Below are 19,575 nucleotides of genomic sequence, written 5' to 3' on the forward strand. Positions count from 1 at the left end.
CTGATAGCGCTTAGCTAAGATACGGCCTTTTTTATATCCTTATATCTACAAGTACTTCTCTAAGATCTCAAGAACCTTCCCGAAATCGATCGGCTTAGCGATATGCTCATTCATTCCGGATTCTTTACACAACTTGATGTCTTCCGCAAATGCGTTCGCAGACATGGCTATTATCGGCATGGACTTGATATCCGGACGTTCTAATGCCCGAATATGGCGAGTAGAGTCGTACCCGTTCATGACCGGCATCTGGATATCCATAAATACCAAGTCATAATATCCCGGACTAGAGTTTTTTACCATATTCACCGCGACAAGGCCATTTTCCGCCTCCTCTACCACCGCACCGGTCTCTTCTAGTAACACAGTCGCTATTTCCCTATTCAAGCTATTATCTTCCACCAGCAAGATCCGCTTACCCTCAAAGTTACCGAAAGGATATTGAGGCTTCTCCGTCTCTTCCTCTTTTTTCTCTTGCTTGATAGCGAAACTTTTCATCAAATAAAATAACTTGGATTTCATCAACGGCTTACTTATGAATCCATCGACACCGGCTCGTTGGGCTATTTCCTCAAAATGCGGACAATCATAAGCGGAAAGAATAATGATCGGAATATCCCGGCCAACGACTTTTCGGATACGGGTAGCGGTCTCGATCCCATCCATTCCCGGCATTTTCAGATCAAGGATAACGGCAAAATAGTCATCATTAAGATGATGTGCCCTCTCTACTTTCCCGATAGCCTCCTCACCAGAAATGGCATACTCGCCTTTCATACCGATCTCGTTAATCCTCATACATGCGTTCTCGCAACACACGATATCATCGTCTACCACGAGAACCGGTAAATCCCTTAAATGATCATCCTCAAAACACCCTTGATCCTGCAATTTCAACTGCATCGTAAATGTAAAAACGGAACCTTTGCCATATTCACTCTCCACCTGAATCTCACCATTCATCATATGAGCGATATTACGGCTTATTGCCATGCCTAAGCCGGTTCCTTGTATATTCCGCAGGGTTGCGTCTTCCGCACGTTCAAATGGCTCGAAAACCTTGTGTAAGAAATCCGGCTTTATTCCGATACCATTGTCTATAACCGTAACCTCAAATAAACCATAATTACCATTTTTAATTGGCTTTTCCCGTATCTCAAGTGTTATTTTCCCATAGTCCGGCGTATACTTTATGGCGTTCGACAGCAAATTCAACAATACTTGCTGAATCCGTTGCACATCGCCAATCAGCTTTTCATGTTTGACTTGAAACAAGTGAACCCGGAAATCCTGAAACTTCTGACTGACCGAAGTCTGAACCATAGTAATTACGCTTTGCAATAACTCGCCCATATCGAACTCCTCGTCTGTCAGCAAAATATGTCCGCTCTCTACCTTAGACATATCCAAGACCTCATTGATCAAGTTCAATAACAATTTGGAAGAAACCATAATCTTCTTCAAGCAATCTACTATACGCTCCCGATCGTCGATATGCATACTGGCGATAGTGGTCATACCGATAATGGCATTCATCGGAGTACGTATATCATGGCTCATACGGGATAAGAAATCCGATTTAGCCTGATTTGCCGATTTAGCCACTTGTAGGGCATCTTGAAGTAATTGCCTTTGCCGCTCTTCCTCACGAACCTCCATAATATCGGTCCGGGTCAAAAGAAGTATATTCCTCTCCTTATCGAAAAAGCTAAAACGCATCTTCTTATCCCTAAAAACGCCATTCTCCATCACCTGACAGAACAAGACATACTCACGGGAATTTCGTAAGACAGATAAGACATGATCTAGGGAAAGATTTCGGGTTAACTCATCTCGCTGATCCTCCGGCACATATTTGTGGTGGAACTCGGCTACCTCTTTTTCATAGTCATTACTCGCTATCGGGGGGACCGGCGTCCCACTTTCACGATTGGAAGTATACATGACATAGCTATTCGTGTTTGCCTCTATATAAACGACATAATCATACTCAGTCTGAACGGCAGCCTCTACGATCTGTGCCTTGCGGCAATGATTCACATAACGGCTGGAAAGAATGATACGATCCGGAATTCCACTCTTATCTTTCAAGATACGAATAAAAGCCTCATGCCACTCAAAACCAAACAAATCATTACAGAAACGCATGTCGAACTTCTTATTCGCTACGCCGCTAGCCGCCATTTGCCGCAATGAATTCAAGGATAAGATCTCCTCCCATTTCCCTAAATCCGCAGGATATACATATTCTTGAATGTAAGTCTGGCAAAGTTCTGTATACTCCAAACATTCTCCTTCCCTTTCGGGAGTCATCGAATCTTTGATTATCTCAACCTTTTCATTACCTAATGTGACGATCCAAAGCGTATCGACTAGCTCGTTTACACCACAGAGTAGTTCTTCCAAATTTAAAGTAGTATTTGTCATTTTCAATGATATAGATTTAATTAAGAGGATAAGAAAGGTCTTTACCCGTATACTTCCGTAAATAGCGACAAAACTCCTCTACTCCGATCTTTCCGGTCTCCAGATCTTGAAAAACCCCTTTTTGTTCGTAAGGATCTATCAATCCATCGGCATCTTTGACCCCAATCTCTATTAAACGACGAACAGGTTCATCCCGGTCCAAATCTATGATAACGCCCCCCAGATCGAATACTATATTTTTTATTTTACCCATTGCGATACTATTTAAGTCCTAAAGATACAATTTATTCCGTATATCTAGGTTACAAGGATAAAAAAGGGTATAATCTTCAACGATTATACCCCAATCCAAAGCTATATTTATGTATATAAGACTTAATCCAATTTATGGATCACCAAACCGGAGCGAAGCTTCGGTTCGAACCACGTCGTCTTCGGCGGCATGATATTACCCGTATCGGCGATATCCATCAATTGCTTCATCGTAACGGGATACAAAGCCAAGGCAACCTTCATCTCACCGCTATCCACACGGCGTTTCAATTCACCCAGGCCACGGATACCTCCCACGAAATCGATTCGCTTGTCCGAACGTAAATCCTTAATGCCTAAAATCTCATCCAGAATCAAGTTCGAAGAGATCGTGACATCCAATACGCCTATCGGGTCATTATCATCGTACGTACCGGGCTTAGCGGTCAAAGAATACCATTTCCCTCCTAAATACAGGGAGAAATTGTGCAAGGCACCCGGTTTGTAAATAGCAGAGCCCTTCTCCTCTACCACGAAGTTTTTCGTTAATCTCTCAACGAATTGTTCCTCGGTCAAGCCGTTCAAGTCTTTTACCACACGGTTGTAATCGATAATGGTCAATTGGTTGGCCGGGAAGCAAACAGCCATGAAATAGTTATACTCCTCGTCTCCCTTATGATCCGGGTTTTGCTTGGCCTTCTCCGCTCCTACCAAAGCAGCAGCGGCGGAACGATGATGTCCGTCGGCAATATACAACGCAGGCATCTCCCCGAATAACTCCGTGATGCGGGCGATGTCCTTATCCTCATCGATAATCCAGAACGTATGGCCGAAACCGTCTAATTTCGCCACGAAATTATATTCGGGCTCACGAGCCGTATATTTCATAACGATAGCGTCTAACTCTGAGTTGTCGGGATAAGCGAAGAATACCGGCTCGATATTAGCGTTGTTGACACGTACGTGCTTCATGCGATCCTCCTCCTTGTCACGGCGGGTCAGCTCATGTTTCTTGATCGTGCCATTCATATAATCGGGAACATAAGCCCCGACTACCAACCCATATTGAGTCTTGCCATTCATGGTTTGGGCATAAACATAATAGCATTCTTTCTGATCCTGAACCAACCAACCTTTTTCCTGAAAATTATTGAAATTGGCGGCGGCCTTCAGGTAAACAGCCGGATCATGCTCATCCGTCCCTTCTGGGAAATCGATTTCCGGTTTAATGATATGGTAAAGGGATTTCTCGTTTCCTTCCGCTTCCACACGAGCTTCTTGCGAGTTCAATACGTCATAGGGACGGGAAGCCACCTCCTCTATAAATTCTTTTGGCGGACGAACTCCCTTGAAAGGTTTTATTTTTGCCATGGTAATTAAATCTAATTGGTTTATGTATCAATGTAGAGACGGGGCGTGCCCCGTCTCTACAACCGGATATTCTTATTTATTAACCCGATACTTTTCATTGCCATTCACCAAGAAATCAACGATCTGCTTGGCGGCGGCGATACCAGCGTTGATATTAGCCTCGGCGGTCTGGGCACCCATCTTTTTCGGGGTGCTGAAATAACGACCGGCATATTTCTCGGCCAATTCCGCATGGATAGCGGGCATAATATCTGTCAAGTACTTGAAGTCCGGACGCTCTTCCAACATCTTAGCGAGTCCAGCCTCATCCATCACCTCCTTACGAGCCGTATTCACTACGATAGCTCCCTTCGGCATGGAATTCATCAACTCGAAATTGATAGAACCCTTCGTCTCGGCCGTAGCCGGAATATGCAAAGAGACGATTTGGCAAGCCTTAAACAAATCGGCTGTAGAAGCTACAGCCTTCACACCATCGGCCTCAATCACGGAAGCCGGACAGAACGCATCGTAAGCGTAAACCTCCATACCGAAGCCTTTAGCGATACGAGCCACGTTACGGCCCACGTTTCCATAAGCCAAGATACCCAATTTCTTTCCTTTCAACTCTGTTCCGGAAGTACCGTTATAGAAATTACGAACCCCGTACACCAACATACCGAATACCAATTCGGCGACAGCGTTAGAGTTTTGTCCCGGCGTATTCATCACGCATACCTTATGGGCAGTAGCCGCATCCAAGTCCACGTTATCATACCCCGCACCGGCACGAACCACGATCTTCAGGTTCTTAGCGGCATCCAATACCTCAGCGTCCACCTTATCGCTACGGATAATCACGGCATCGGCATCCTTAACCGCATCCAGCAATTGCGCCTTCTCTGTATATTTCTCCAAAAGAGCCAGTTCCATGCCAGCGCCTTCCACTACCTCCCGGATGCCTTTCACAGCGACAGCGGCGAAAGGTTTCTCTGTAGCAACTAATATCTTTGCCATGTCTGAATCCTCCTTAATTAATGTTGTTTCTCGAACTCTTTCATGCAAGCTACCAAAGCCTCCACGCTGCTCTTCGGCATCGCGTTATAAAGAGAGGCACGGAAACCACCTACAGAACGGTGTCCCTTGATACCTACCATACCAGCGGCAGTAGCATATTTACTGAACTCGTCCTCCAACTCCTTATACTCATCATTCATCACGAAACAAACATTCATGATCGAACGATCTTCCTCCGCTACCGTACCACGGAACAACTTATTGCGATCGATCTCATCGTATAAGATCGCCGCATTCTCAAGATCCTTCTTCTCCATAGCGGCGATACCACCTTGTTCCTTATACCATTTCAAGGTCTGTAAAGCCGCGTAAATAGGCAATACAGGAGGTGTATTGAACATGGAATCCTTTTTAATATGGGTAGCGTAGTTCAACATGGTCGGGATCGGACGGTCTACATGTCCTAAAGCGTCCACACGAACGATAGCCAAAGTCACGCCGGCAGGAGCCAAGTTCTTTTGAGCACCCGCATAGATAATATCATATTTGGAAATATCGATCGGACGAGAGAAAATATCGGAAGACATATCGCAAACCAAACGTTGCTTCACATCCGGATCCTTACGCATCTCTGTTCCGTAAATCGTATTATTAGAAGTAAAATGGAAATAATCCGAGTCATCAGCGATAGCATAACCCTTCGGGATGTAAGTATAGTTCTTGTCTTTGGAAGAAGCGACAACATCTACCTCCCCAAACAACTTAGCTTCCTTGATAGCGTTCGAAGCCCATGTGCCGGTATCCAAATAAGAGGCTTTCTTATTCAACAGATTGTAAGGAACCATACAGAACTGCATGCTGGCGCCACCGCCCATGAATACAACCTCATAGCCTGCCGGAACATCCAGTAATTCCTTGATCAACGCACGTGCCTCGTCGTTTACGGCTACAAACTCCTTACTTCTATGAGAGATCTCAAGAAGTGATAACCCCATACCCGCAAAATTTTCTACCGCAGCGGCTGTATTCTTAATTGTATACTCGCTCAAGATAGAAGGACCTGCATAAAAATTGTGCTTCTTCATACCAATGTCTTTTTAGAATGTTATTATAAATAAAGTAACTATTTTTTCAAAAACAGGCGGCTAATGTAACTATTTTTTCTCATTTGCCGACACTTTTCGAGCATTTTTTAATTTACAATCAGAATATGTCAATTAAAAACGATCTCCCCAAAGGTGCCTCATTTGCTCAATTAGTTTGTGCTCGGCCGGATTTTCCTGTCCTTTCCACAAACGTTCACCCAAAATTTCCTTCGGAAGATACTCCTGCTTTACAAAATGATTTTCGTAGTCGTGCGCATATTTATATTCCTTGCCATACTCCAGTTCAGCCATTAATTTGGTAGGCGCGTTGCGTAGATGAAGCGGTACGGGTAAATTCCCAGTCCGGTTAACAAGTGCCAAAGCGTCGTTGATCGCCATATAGGCCGAATTACTTTTCGGGCTGCAAGCCAGATAAACGGTCGTCTCGGCCAGGATGATCCGGCCCTCCGGCCAGCCGATCTTCTTCAAGGCATCGAAACATGCGTTCGCCAGCAAAAGCGCATTCGGATTCGCCAATCCGATATCCTCAGAAGCGGAGATCACCAACCGCCGTGCGATAAACTCAGGGTCTTCTCCCCCGGCCACCATACGGGCGAGCCAGTAAATGGCGCCATCGGGATCGCTACCCCGGATCGACTTGATAAAAGCGGAGATTATATCGTAATGCATCTCCCCTCCCTTATCATACGCCGCAGGGTTCTCCTGCAACCTCTCCACTACCTTCTCATCCAGAATCTCAATATCGTCACTCTCCTCGGCAGACACCACCAGTTCCAGAATATTCAGCAACTTCCGAGCGTCTCCTCCCGAGTAACGTAACATGGCATCCGTTTCCGTCAGCCTTATGTTTTTATCCTTCAGAACGACATCCTCGGCGATCGCCTTATGCAATAGCGTAAGCAAGTCATTCTTGTCCAGCGATTTCAACACGTACACCTGACAACGGGATAACAAAGGACGGATTACCTCGAACGAGGGATTCTCCGTGGTTGCCCCAATCAGCGTCACCACGCCCGTCTCTACGGCGTTCAGCAATGAGTCTTGCTGCGACTTACTGAACCGGTGTATCTCATCAATAAACAATATCGGCGATACCGTATTGAAGAAGCGGTTGCTCTTGGCCTTCTCTATCACCTCCCGCACGTCCTTCACTCCCGAACTGATCGCGCTTAACGTATAAAAAGGCGCATCCAACTTATTCGCTATGATCTGCGCTAAGGTAGTCTTCCCGACTCCCGGCGGCCCCCACAATATAAAAGAGGGAACCCGTCCCGCATCAATCATCTTCCTCAACACGGCTCCCTGGCCTACCAGGTGCTTCTGTCCGATATAATCATCCAACGTCTTCGGACGTAATCTCTCTGCTAATGGTTGACTCATCATGGAAGCAAAAGTCGGACATTTTATTTACTTTTCAAAGGATAAGTCAAGAAATTTATCGTATAAAAAGAATGTTAAACAACAGGAAATAGTGACATAATGAAAGAATAATCATCATAAATACACTTTTACCCGTATAATATACTAACATTATGACAATGAAAATTTAACATTCCCTTAATTCCCTATCCTTTTTATCCCATACTTTTAGCGATATCTTCTTAACACATTATACCTTCTTTCTTGAAGCATTAAATATCTATCAACTGGTGCATGATCGTCCAACAGTTGGTGCATGATCATGCAACGACTGTTAGATGATCATGCACCAATTGTTAGATGATCTATATTTCCATATAAAACCAATAAGCCTTCCAAGGAAATGGGATAAGGGAAGCTATCAAAACATGTAAGATATATAACAAAAAAAGATGCCCCTCCATAATCGGAGAGGCACCCTATACATTATATTATATATGTTAGATTAGCGAGTTCCGCCAGCCCACCATACAGGCTCTGAATATACGTATTGACCGTCGCCATAAGCGGCTTTTACTTCCGGATTTGATACCACGTCACTATTACCATAAGGCATACGAAGAGGGAATTTTTTCGTATTCGCCAATGTCACGAAATTCTCTCCTAATCCTTTCATTCTACGGATATCATTAAAAGTCTCGGTAGCCTCTCCCGATGCTCCCCACAAAGCCAGATATTTCTGGATCATGGTCTCTTTCAAAGGATTTACAGCAAACAGTGGTTTAACTTGGTTATCGAAATATGTATTGGCCGTCTCCTCTGTCATTTTTTCTGAATTCACGACCATTTTGCTACCCATATAAGTGATAGCAGAAGAGACACTTCTTTCAGCATTTGCGATTCCGGCAGCTACTGCCTCTTTCAACGCTTTCTCGGCGTCAGACGTACGGTTTAAGCGACATAACGCCTCAGCTTGCAAGAATTTCAACTCATGATAACTCATCAACATCGTAGGAGCCGTGTTTGAATATACAAAGGCGGAAACACCATATTTCTGCATATTCTGCTCAGGAGTACCATTCGGGGCCGGAACTAAGTTCTTATCAGCAGAGCCTGTAACCTGTACGCGTTTCTTGTCAGCCGTAGTAGGAGAAAGCATCACTCTTTCCAATCGAGGATCTTTACGCTCAATCAACTTGTCCGTCAAGCTCTGGCTATTGGCAAAACCAGCGCGAGAATCGAAGTAACCAAAGAATGGGTTGATATTATTCGCATCATAGACAGCGTATGCAGCCTCGTCATCCGCAGAAGTAAAAGATTTTGATACATAGTCCAAAACCTTATTCAAATCAGCTTGCTTATCCGTGGAACGATTGATCAGACGCATCGTATAACGAGCCTTCAAACCATAAGCGAATTTAATCCATTTCTCGGCATCTCCATTATACAAATAATCATACGTACCAACCGGTGAACGATCAGACTGATTCAAATCCTCGATCGCCTTGTCCAAGGAGGCCATTATAGAGACATAAATCTCCTCTTGCTTATCTATTTTAGGATTCATATTCACCGGTGAGCCATTCTCATCCAATAAAGAAGCTTCACTATAAGGTGTATCTCCAAATATATCCGCCAATAGAGCGCCATTGTAAGCTTCCATGACCTCAGCGATACCTCTCGTCACTAAATTTCCCTCATCACGCTTACCTTCTTGACATTGACCGATAATAACACGAGCGTTCTTCAAGCTTGTATAAACATTTCCCCACGTATTCTCAAACGTAGAAGAGGCAGAAGGCTCATTCAAACGAATTTCCGCGTTATATAACTGGTTTTCGATACCCACTTCATATTCCACGTAGGAAGATGAATAGGTATTGAAGTCTCCGCTAACGTTGGAAAATGCAGTAGAAGTAATCAAGTCGGCCAAGATAAATTTGCCATCCACGCTATTTGTATGGCTCGTATCTTGGTTAATCCGATCCATTACATCCTCGGAACATCCAGCCAATGCCAAGGATACGGCCGACATAACAGCCAACCCTTTAAATGATTTTATTATTGTATTCATATATATCTGTCTTCTTTATAAATTAGAAATTTACGTTGACACCAAAACCGTAGCTAGATGTACCCGGTAAGGAGAAACGCTCGAAAGCGCCAGCCATATTGTTATTTCCTTGAGTAGCCTCCGGATCGAAGCCTTTTATCTCAGACCATACAATGATATTACGGGCGAAAACATTCACGTTTACATTCAAGTTATCTTTCTTATATACAGGATATGACAATGAAAGTTCACGCAATTTCAAGAACGAGTTGTCATAGACATAGGCTTCGTCAATGCCCCTCACGCTTTTGAAATACTCCTCTGCATCTGATCCTTTCACTCCACCCGTATAGGGAACATAGATAGGTTTACCATCCGCATCTACGCCCTTCTGTTCAACAGCAGCATAGTCAAAATGATATTTATCACTCTTACGAACCTCTCCAGATAACTTACTTGTACCGTAGAAGTTTGTCTCACCAGCCGTACCACTATACATTTGTCCACCTTGCTTCCAGTCAAATACAGCAGCCAAACGGAATTTATACAACTCGATATTCGTATTGAAACCCAAACGGAAATCAGGAGAAACCTTACCGATTACTTGGGTCTCACCAGCCTCTGGTATACCTTTTTCGTTTACTACAATTCGTCCTTCGCCATCACGTTTGTAACCAACACCATAGATTACCGGGAATTTATCGCCGATACCTGCACGTACTTGAGGAGTCACGAAACCACCCAACATAATGCTCTCTACGCCCGGAGCCAACTCGTCTACATAATTGTCGATCTTTGAGAAGTTAAAAGCGAAGTCCAGCTTGAAATTCTTCGTATCAACCGGAGAGATACCTAATGTAATCTCATGTACGTTTGAGTGCATCTTTCCACCATTCATCATCATACTGGAAGCACCTGTGGAGCCAGCCAAAGGCACCTCGAAGATTTGGTCTTTCACGTTCTGACGAGAATACGTATAATTCAATGAAACTAAACCATTCAAGAAAGTCAAGTCAGTACCAAGCTCATAAGACTTCGTGTTCTGAGGCTTCAAGTTCGGATCATAAACCACGAAATAAGGAATATACGCCATATTTCCATTAATCGGATACATAATAGGTGTTCCCTGGAAGAAACCACCACCATAACCTAGCGTATAATAATAAGACGGCACATATTCTCCTGCCATACCTACCTCTGCGTAAGAGCCACGGATCTTACCAAATGTCAAGATATCATTCTTCAAGGCTTCCACTTCCGTGAATACCCATCCAAGGGATACGGAAGGATAAAAGAACGAACGGTTATCTCTCGGCATAGAAGACACGATATCGTTACGTCCCGTAACATTCAAATAAAGCATATTCTTCCAAGCCAAAGATAAGCTAGCGAAGTTACCTACCGTACGTTTTCTCTTATACTCATGAGAGCTGTTAAATACAGAAGCGTTGTTCAAATGGTTCCAGCCCGGGAAGTTGAAGCTATATCCCACGGCTTGAGTATTACTGATTCGCTTATCTACAAGCTCATTACCCAACAAAGCATCGAATACGAAGTCCTCATTGATATTCCAGTTATACGTAAACGTCAACAATGAGTTCATCTCATTTACCGTAAAACCGTATTCGCTAGCATAACCATTCGTATAACCAGTTGTACCGTAGCCGTAAATATCAGAGTAATTGGTCGTATAAGCGTCATCACCAATTTGGTATTTCACATCCAATTTATGATTGTCCGTACCAAATTTAGTAGAATACTTCAAGAACGCATTCCCGAAGAAACGTTGAGATCTCTCCGTAAAGCTATTATTGTCGCACGCCCAGTTTCCATCATCGATCCAGTTCTCACGGAACGTATTCTGAGTATAAGGATCACCTTCGATATGGGAAGGTATGCCCGCCATAGTATAACTGATAGGAGCCGTATAAACCGTAGCGGTAACACCGTCATTAGCGGTTCCTTGCTTCTTGATCTTTGATGTCACGAAGTTTCCGTTAAAACCAGTCGTCCAGTTATCATGCAATTGTGCCTCACCCGACAGCTTCACGTTATAACGATCCATTCCCGTAGAACGAACGATACCATCAGAAGTCGTATTACCCAAAGAGAATGAATAGTTTCCTTTATCGAAAGACTGAGCTACATTTACAGAGTTACTCCAAGTAACGCCAGTCTGGAAGAAATCTTTCGCATTATTATAAGCTTGGGGAGTAGCCCATGGATCCAATCCTGCCGCAGCACGCTGAGGCACATAGTATTGTCCATTATGCAATCCACCTTTCGTATATTCATTTTGTACATTACCGCCATATACAGGATCATTCGCCAAGTCAGAGATAGACGGTCCCCAGCTAAATCCCGAATATGGGTTATAAGCACCTTCATTACCTTGTCCATATTCAGTTTGTAACTCAGGTAATGTAGAAACCTTATCAAACGCAAGATTCGTGTTGAATGAGATCTGAGGTTTTCCTTTACGAGCACCTTTTCCGCTCTTTGTAGTAATAACGATCACACCATTAGAAGCACGCATACCATACAACGCAGAAGCGGCTTGTCCTTTCAAGATGTTGATACTCTCGATATCGTTCGGATCTAAGTCTACGGCACGGTTCGCATAGTCAGCTCCACTAACACTACCATTATTCATCGTATCCGTATTAACATCCGCCGTAGAAGCGATCGGCATACCATCGATCACATACAAAGGAGAGTTATCCCCTGTAAATGAACGGGCTCCACGGATCATGATCTTGGAAGATGCGCCTGGCATACCCGATGAGGAAGCGATATCGATACCGGATACTTTACCTTGCAAAGCCCCAGACAAACTAGTGTTAGCACCTTGTGTTAACTCATCCGATTTTACATCTTGCACGGCATAACCTAAAGCTTTCTTTTCCTTTGAGATACCCATAGCCGTAACCACGACCTCATCCAAGTTCTGGGTATCAGACATCAATGTTACATTTACATTGGGAGACACAACTACCTCCTTGGATTTCATACCGATGTATGAAATAACTAATTGCTTACCATCACGAGGAACATCCAAAGTAAAATTACCGTCAAAATCCGTAACTGTTCCCACAGTCGTTCCTTTTACGATAATGGACGCACCGATCACCGGCTCACCATCTTCTCCGACTACCTTACCGGTAACCTTCGAGGTCTGTGCCGAAACTACTCCTACGCTCATCGCAAGAAATAGTAGCACAGAAGTCAACTTTTTCTTCATAGACACATTCTTTTTATTTAAACTAAACTAGAAATTCAATTAAGCTTTCGTGGACTATAGTTCATACAGAACTACCAATTTTCAATATTTTATTTAGTGTAGTCATATGAAAAAAAAATTATCATATAAGTTTAGATCTATTAAAATTCTGTAATAAATATATTGAATTTGAGAGATATTGTTTATCAGCCATATTGGGAGGATAAGAAAAGTCAGCCGTTTTTCACAAATATCTACATAAAATAAAGTTGTAAATATTTTTAGTGATAAGCTATATGCTATAAAATATCCAGAATAAGTTGATATCAAGTCCAATATCATGCCTATAAAGAGTAAGCTCACTATTTGTTACGATAAAATTAAGATAAAAATAATTTTTTTATTTGTCAAAAAGAAACTATCGGCAGTGATAACTCATTGATTTGTGATACGATCATGTTACCTGAGTCGATTTAGACAGTGGTTATATTGCAAATTGACAGATTTAACAATTAAGAAAACAAAGGAAATATATCACAATAATAATAATTTGTTGTTTTTTTCAAGTATAATTTATAGTTTTGCAACCGTTTTTCATTTAATAGGTATGTCGTAAAACATAAAATGGAGTAGTTCTGTATGAACTTAGTTAATCAACCATTAAAATGCAGAGAAAACATTTTTAAGTATATAGTTAATAAATAAGTGTGTTTATGAAGAAAAAGTTGACTTCTGTGCTACTATTTCTTGCATTGAGTGCAGGTGTGGTTTCAGCACAGACCTCGAAGGTTACCGGTAAGGTAATTGGGGAAGATGGAGAGCCGGTGATCGGTGCCTCTATTATCGTAAAAGGGACAACCGTGGGAACAGTCACGGATTTTGATGGAAACTTTGAACTAGAAGTACCTGCGAATGGTAAACAATTGGTTATTTCATACATCGGTATGAAATCTCAAGAAGTTGCGGCCACTTCTAATGTAAATGTAAAACTATTAGCCGATACCCAGAACTTGGATGAGGTCGTGGTTACGGCTATGGGTATCTCAAAGGAAAAGAAAGCTTTAGGTTATGCGGTTCAAGATGTGAAAGCGGATGAGTTGACGAAAGGAGCTAACACTAGTTTGTCTGGCGCATTACAAGGTAAGGTTTCGGGAGTGGAGATCTCTCCTTCTTCCGGTATGCCGGGTGCCTCTTCTAAGATCACGATTCGTGGTTCCAGATCTTTTACAGGGGATAATACTCCTTTGTATGTGATTGACGGTATGCCTGTCGCTTCAACGGCTGATGTGGACACCGGTAGTTCTGTTTCCGGTACGGACTTTGCATCTCGTGCGGTGGATATCGATCCAAACGATATTGAAAGCATTAATATATTAAAGGGACAGGCCGCATCTGCCTTGTATGGTATGCGTGCAACAAATGGAGTAATTGTCATTACGACCAAAAGTGGAAAGGGAGCCCGTAAAGGAAAACCTCAGGTCGCTTTTAATACCAGCTTATCTTTTGATAAGGTTTCAACGATGCCTGAATACCAAAAAGTGTATGCGCAGGGTACAAATGGCAAGTATAGCCCGTATGCTTCAACTTCTTGGGGACCACTAATCAGCGAATTGCCTAACGATCCGACTTATGGAGGAAATACGGATAATGAGTTTACCAAGCAATATGGTAAGCATGAAGGTATGTATTATGTACCTCAGCGGGCCGCTGCGGGATTAGACCCTTGGGCTCAACCACAAGCTTACGACAATATCAAGGATTTCTTCAACGTGGGTACGACATGGAGTAACTCCGTGAATGTAGCTCAAGCTTTTGATAAAGGTAACTATTCCTTCTCGATCGGTAATACTACGCAAGATGGTATTATTCCAAATACAGGCATGGACCGATACAACGCAAAAATGAGTGCCGAAGCTCAATTACACAAGAACTGGTCTACTGGATTTACCGGTACCTATGTAAATTCGAAGATCAGCAAGCAGTCTAGTGCCAATAATGGAATCTTAGCTACTGTTTACGGAGCTCCTTCTAGCTACGATTTAGCCGGTATCCCAAGTCATGTTGAGGGTGACCCGTATACACAAAATACATTCCGTAGCACATCAGGTTTTGACGGAGCTTATTGGGCGGTAGATAACAACGAGTTCTTGGAACGTTCACAACGTTTCTTTGGAAATACTTATTTGAAATATTCTACGAAGTTCAATACCGATAATCACAAATTGGATGTCAAGTATCAATTGGGTGTGGACTCTTATACGACTAATTATACGGATTCTTGGGGTTATGGACATGCAAATGGTTATGGAGAGATTGATCACTATGGATATTCAATCACGGAGTTGAACTCTTTGTTGACCGCTGCATATACTTGGAATATCAATGAAGATTGGTTGTTCGATGCCCTTGTTGGTAATGAATTGGTAGAGAATCAGCGGAAATTTTACGAGTCTTATGGAGCGAACTATAACTTCCCGGGTTGGAATCATATAGATAATGCTACAACTATGGTAGCATCCGAGTCATTACGCCGGAAACGCACAGTTGGTAACTTTGCTAGCATTTCATTGTCTTACGCTAACATGGTTTACTTCAACGCAACTGTTCGTAACGATATCGTATCTAATATGCCTCGTAACAACCGCTCATTCACTTATCCATCTGTTTCCTTGGGCTGGATTTTCACAGAATTAGAACCATTGAAGAATAATGTCTTGACTTATGGTAAATTACGTGCTTCTTACGCCGAAGTAGGACAGGCTGGAGATTATTATGATTCTTATTATACTACACCTGTTTACGGTGGTGGTTTTTATGGTTCTACGCCTATACAATATCCTATGAGTGGAATTACGGCGTTCACTCCATATGCTCGTGTGTATGATCCGAATTTGAAACCTCAGAACACGAAGTCTTATGAGTTAGGTGTGGATTTGACCTTCTTGAATGGTCTTTTCTCATTGAACTATACCTTCTCTCGGCAGAATGTGAAGGATCAGATATTTGAGGTTCCTTTGGCTGGTTCTACAGGCTCTGCAGAATTAGTAACCAATGGTGGCGCTATCCATACGAACGCTCATGAGATTACTTTGGGAATCAATCCGATCAATACGAAGAATTTTAAATGGGATATGGCATTTAACTTCTCTAAGATCGATAACTACGTAGATGAGCTGGCTCCGGGTGTAGAGAGTATTTTCTTGGGAGGTTTCGTTGATCCGCAGGTACGTGCGAATATTGGCGATAAATTCCCTGTAATCTATGGTACGACTTTCTTGCGTAATGACAACGGTGATATTGTCGTAGACGAAGATGGCTTGCCTCAGATCGGTAGTGAGGGTGTGATCGGTAAGGTTTCCCCGGATTTCCTCTTGGGTTTTAATACTAATTTTGAGATTTACAAATTCCGTATCGGCGCTACGTTCGATTGGAAATGTGGTGGACAGATGTATAGCGGTACATTGAACACGTTGAACTATTATGGTACAAGTATGGAGTCTGTTGAAAGTCGTACGGCCGAGACTTTCCGTTTTAGTCATCCGGCTGTAAAGCAGTTGGAAGATGGTTCCTATGTAGCTAATGACATAGATATCAAAGGCGAAGACGCTTTATCATATTATGACCGCATGACGCTTATTTCCGAAGCTGGTATCTATGACAGTGGTTTCTTGAAACTACGTGAGTTGTCCGTTAGTTATCCGGTATGGGATAAGAATGGAATCAACGTGAACTTAAATGTTTTTGCCAGAAATATCATTCTTTGGTCTGAGTTGAAAGGTTTGGATCCTGAGGCTTCTCAAGGTAATAATAATATGGGCGGTGGCTTCGAGCGCTTTTCTATGCCGGGTGCTTCGAGCTATGGCTTCGGTTTAAATGTGAAATTCTAATAAAGGAAACAAAAGATGAAACTTCAAAATATCTCAAAAAAATTATTGACGGGAGTTGTTTTCACCGCAGCCTTGGTCTCTTGCTCTGAGGATAAGATGGATGAGATCAACAAAGATCATAATCATACCACAGCAGTTCCCGCAAAGATGATCCTTACGGATGTCATGACTTCGACTGCGTTTAGCGTGGTTAGCGGCGATTTCAATTTATATGGTGGTATGTATGTGGAACATGAGACAGGTTCGCATAATCAATTCTACTATGCGGAAACCCGTTCTTCTTGTACATCGGCTTCTACCTTTAATAACTCATGGGGGGGAACCTATTCGACACTGAAAGATGCTTTGATCTCTGTCAAAGTCGCAGAAGAAGAGCAGAACTTCATAACAAAAGGCATTGCGGAACTTTTCGTGGCTTACAATTTGGCGATCTTGACAGATATGTATGGTGATACACCTTGGAAAGAGGCTTGTGACTATACAGTATCTATGACTCCCGCTATCGATAAACAAGAGGAGATTTATAAGGATATCATGGCCTATGTGGATGCCGCAATTGAAGATCTTCAGAAATCAGATCTGACGAGCCTGTCTAATCAAGATTTGATTTATAAAGGTGACGCTTCGGCTTGGCTAAAGACAGCTTATGGCTTGAAGGCTCGTTATACGATGCGCTTGATGGGACGTAGCGCTGATGTTAAGGGCGATATGGAAAAGGTGTTGGATTATATTTCCAAGTCGTACACCTCGGCAGCCGAGCAATGTAGCTATGCTATGTATGGTGTGGGTGTTAATATCAACCCATTTTTCGGAGTATTCTATTCTCGTTTAGGTGAAGTAGCCAGCCGAAGTATGTTTGATAAATTGAATGAGCGTAATGATCCGCGTATCAGACGTTGCTATGTGGAGGCTAACAGCCAAACGATGATTGCTTCTAAGGATGATCCATTATTGAATCTTGCTCATAATGGTGATTTAGTGCAAAGTCAGTTAGAATATACTGTTTCCATGTTCTGTGCAGCTCAAACCGCTCCGACTCACATCTTAAGTTATCATGAGGTATTGTTCTTAAAGGCAGAGGCTTTGTGTCGTTTAAATCGTAAGGATGAGGCAAAAGCAGTGTTGAAAGAGGCTGTTGTCGCAGGTATGGCTAATATGGAGGTTAATATCAAGTCTGCCCTCGCTTCTGATTATTGGGGAGGTTTCTTGAATGTAACAAACGAGGTGACACCGGAGGAGGCCGCTTCTTACTTTGATGAGAATGTCGCTCCCTTATTCGATGCTAATCCTTTGAAAGAGACGATGATTCAGAAATATATTTCTTTCTGGAACGCGGATGGAGAGTCTACCGAGTGCTATAATGACGTACGTCGTTTGAAGAGCTTGGGTGAGGATATTTATGGCTTGCAAAATCCGGGTAAGTTCCCGTTAAGATGTCCGTATGGTAACGATGATACTACGACTAATCCTAATATACAAGCTGCTTATGGTGATGGTCAGTATGTATTTACCGAAAACGTATGGTGGGCTGGCGGAACTCGCTAATCAAGATATAAAAGCATAACGAGTGACAACATTCAAAAAAGGGGAAGAATATCTTAATGATATTTTTCTCCTTTCTTATAAATCCACATTCTAGCCGAACTTCAATCGTGTCTCAATCTTCTCAAGATCGCGGACAATCGTCATATCCATGATATTGCTATAGATCTCGGTAGTACGAACACTTTTATGCCCTAACAACTTTTGTACCGTAGTTATATTCGCTCCATTATATAATAATAAGGTAGCATTTGTATGCCGAGCCGTATGAAAAGATACCTTCTTATCAATACTTGCCAATTGGCTGATTCGGCGTAATTGCTTATTCACGTTTGAATTAGAGGATAAGGGAACACCAAACAGGGTTCTCGGCGCATTCTTATATCGCTCATAGATAGGTAAAGATTTACCCTCGAACAAGAGAAATAGCGGCAAACGGACACTCACGTCTGTCTTCACCGATGAATAAACCAGCCAAACCTTATCATCAATAATCAAAAAGTTCTCTTTCGTTATACTTACTATGTCTGAGAAACGTAATCCCGTGTAGCAACTAAATAAAAACATATCCAGACACCGGCGCAATGTACGCTGCCCATCCAGCTTTAAGTTTTCCAAACGACCTAACTCCTCAGGCGTTAAATGAGTACGCTTACTCTCTTGATATTTAATCTTATATTTCCGAAATGGATATTTGTGCAACTCGAACAACTCCTTATTAATCGCCAAGTTGATATATCGTTTCAAATGCTTCATATGTTTAGCGATCGTATTTCGATGATACTCCTGCTTCAATAAAAAATATTCAAAATCGCATAAGAAATTGAAATTAATATCCTTAAACAGAACGTCCTTCTTGTATAAGGATAGAACATGCAAAGTGGACAAATGGTTTTTTAACGTCGATTCTTTTAAATTACTATGTAAAATCTCCTCACGCATGAAAACAAGAAAAGAGGAAGACGTAGATATCGAAGAGGTCTCCTCACGCAGATCCTTCAACGAAAAACCGTTATTCGCTTGTCTCTTCTCCAGCTCATCTCTCTCCAACTCCATAACATAGTTCTGAAGATACAGGTTTAACGCATCCATATTCGGATGATTCTTTATGGAACGTCTCTTGTTGTCCCATTGACAAGGTTTCACATAAACCTTCGTTGAAAAATACCTCTTTTGCCTATTCAAATAGGCCTCTACTTGAATCAAAGCTTTTCCTTCCGTATTCAATTGCTTTTTTCGATTAAACACTAAGTTGTAAATTACTTTTTCCATGATACATTTATATATTATCTGATTGTAAACACGAAGGAACAATAATAAGTTCTTTGTAGCACAATCTACAAACTAAAAGTTTGTTATCAC

The 19,575-nt window shown here is 42.3% G+C and carries 10 protein-coding genes and 1 pseudogene; 2 read left to right on the plus strand and 9 right to left on the minus strand.

Translation table 11 applies throughout. The features are described from left to right. Nucleotides 1–45: 45 nt before the first annotated feature. The 8 genes and pseudogenes from ACYIA1_RS08030 to ACYIA1_RS08065 all read right to left on the minus strand — a co-directional run bounded on the left by ACYIA1_RS08030 (nucleotide 46) and on the right by ACYIA1_RS08065 (nucleotide 12,805). Nucleotides 46–2,427, minus strand: coding sequence for a hybrid sensor histidine kinase/response regulator (locus tag ACYIA1_RS08030; RefSeq protein WP_480334948.1), 2,382 nt, complete (start codon nucleotides 2,425–2,427; stop codon nucleotides 46–48). A 28-nt stretch (nucleotides 2,428–2,455) separates the two neighbouring features. Continuing rightward, nucleotides 2,456–2,629 (minus strand): annotated as a pseudogene (locus ACYIA1_RS08035) (HAD family hydrolase); the annotation flags it as partial. 173 nt (nucleotides 2,630–2,802) lie between these two features. Continuing rightward, entirely contained in the window at nucleotides 2,803–4,050 is a 1,248-nt protein-coding gene (locus ACYIA1_RS08040) for a DUF1015 domain-containing protein (RefSeq protein ID WP_044546169.1), read from the minus strand. Nucleotides 4,051–4,122: 72 nt separating this feature from the next. Further along, entirely contained in the window at nucleotides 4,123–5,046 is a 924-nt protein-coding gene (locus ACYIA1_RS08045; protein WP_005855649.1) for an NAD(P)-dependent oxidoreductase, read from the minus strand. Nucleotides 5,047–5,063: 17 nt separating this feature from the next. Further along, nucleotides 5,064–6,131: a 3-phosphoserine/phosphohydroxythreonine transaminase gene (gene serC, locus ACYIA1_RS08050; protein ID WP_005855647.1), complete on the minus strand. Its 1,068-nt coding sequence runs from the start codon at nucleotides 6,129–6,131 to the stop codon at nucleotides 5,064–5,066. A gap of 132 nt (nucleotides 6,132–6,263) precedes the next feature. Next, entirely contained in the window at nucleotides 6,264–7,535 is a 1,272-nt protein-coding gene (locus ACYIA1_RS08055; RefSeq protein WP_480334951.1) for a replication-associated recombination protein A, read from the minus strand. Nucleotides 7,536–8,016: 481 nt separating this feature from the next. Beyond that, nucleotides 8,017–9,585, minus strand: a complete 1,569-nt coding sequence (locus ACYIA1_RS08060; protein ID WP_008771706.1) for a SusD/RagB family nutrient-binding outer membrane lipoprotein — start codon at nucleotides 9,583–9,585, stop codon at nucleotides 8,017–8,019. Nucleotides 9,586–9,607: 22 nt separating this feature from the next. Continuing rightward, nucleotides 9,608–12,805 (minus strand): SusC/RagA family TonB-linked outer membrane protein, encoded by a 3,198-nt coding sequence (locus ACYIA1_RS08065; protein WP_480334953.1) that lies wholly within the window; start codon nucleotides 12,803–12,805, stop codon nucleotides 9,608–9,610. A gap of 692 nt (nucleotides 12,806–13,497) precedes the next feature. On the opposite strand from ACYIA1_RS08065, the gene ACYIA1_RS08070 reads away from it, so the two are divergent. Together ACYIA1_RS08070 and ACYIA1_RS08075 are read left to right on the plus strand one after the other, a co-directional pair. Further along, nucleotides 13,498–16,671: a SusC/RagA family TonB-linked outer membrane protein gene (locus ACYIA1_RS08070; protein ID WP_005865351.1), complete on the plus strand. Its 3,174-nt coding sequence runs from the start codon at nucleotides 13,498–13,500 to the stop codon at nucleotides 16,669–16,671. Between the two features lie 15 nt (nucleotides 16,672–16,686). Further along, the gene (locus ACYIA1_RS08075) at nucleotides 16,687–18,216 is read left to right on the plus strand and encodes a SusD/RagB family nutrient-binding outer membrane lipoprotein (RefSeq protein ID WP_005865349.1); all 1,530 of its coding nucleotides are present in this window, start codon (nucleotides 16,687–16,689) and stop codon (nucleotides 18,214–18,216) included. Between the two features lie 90 nt (nucleotides 18,217–18,306). Here ACYIA1_RS08075 and ACYIA1_RS08080 read toward each other — a convergent pair whose 3' ends face one another. Further along, on the minus strand, nucleotides 18,307–19,485 hold the full coding sequence (locus ACYIA1_RS08080) for a site-specific integrase (protein ID WP_259013130.1): 1,179 nt from the start codon (nucleotides 19,483–19,485) through the stop codon (nucleotides 18,307–18,309). Nucleotides 19,486–19,575 lie beyond the last annotated feature (90 nt).

The sequence above is a fragment of the Parabacteroides sp. KHUB-02 genome (genome assembly GCF_056640955.1).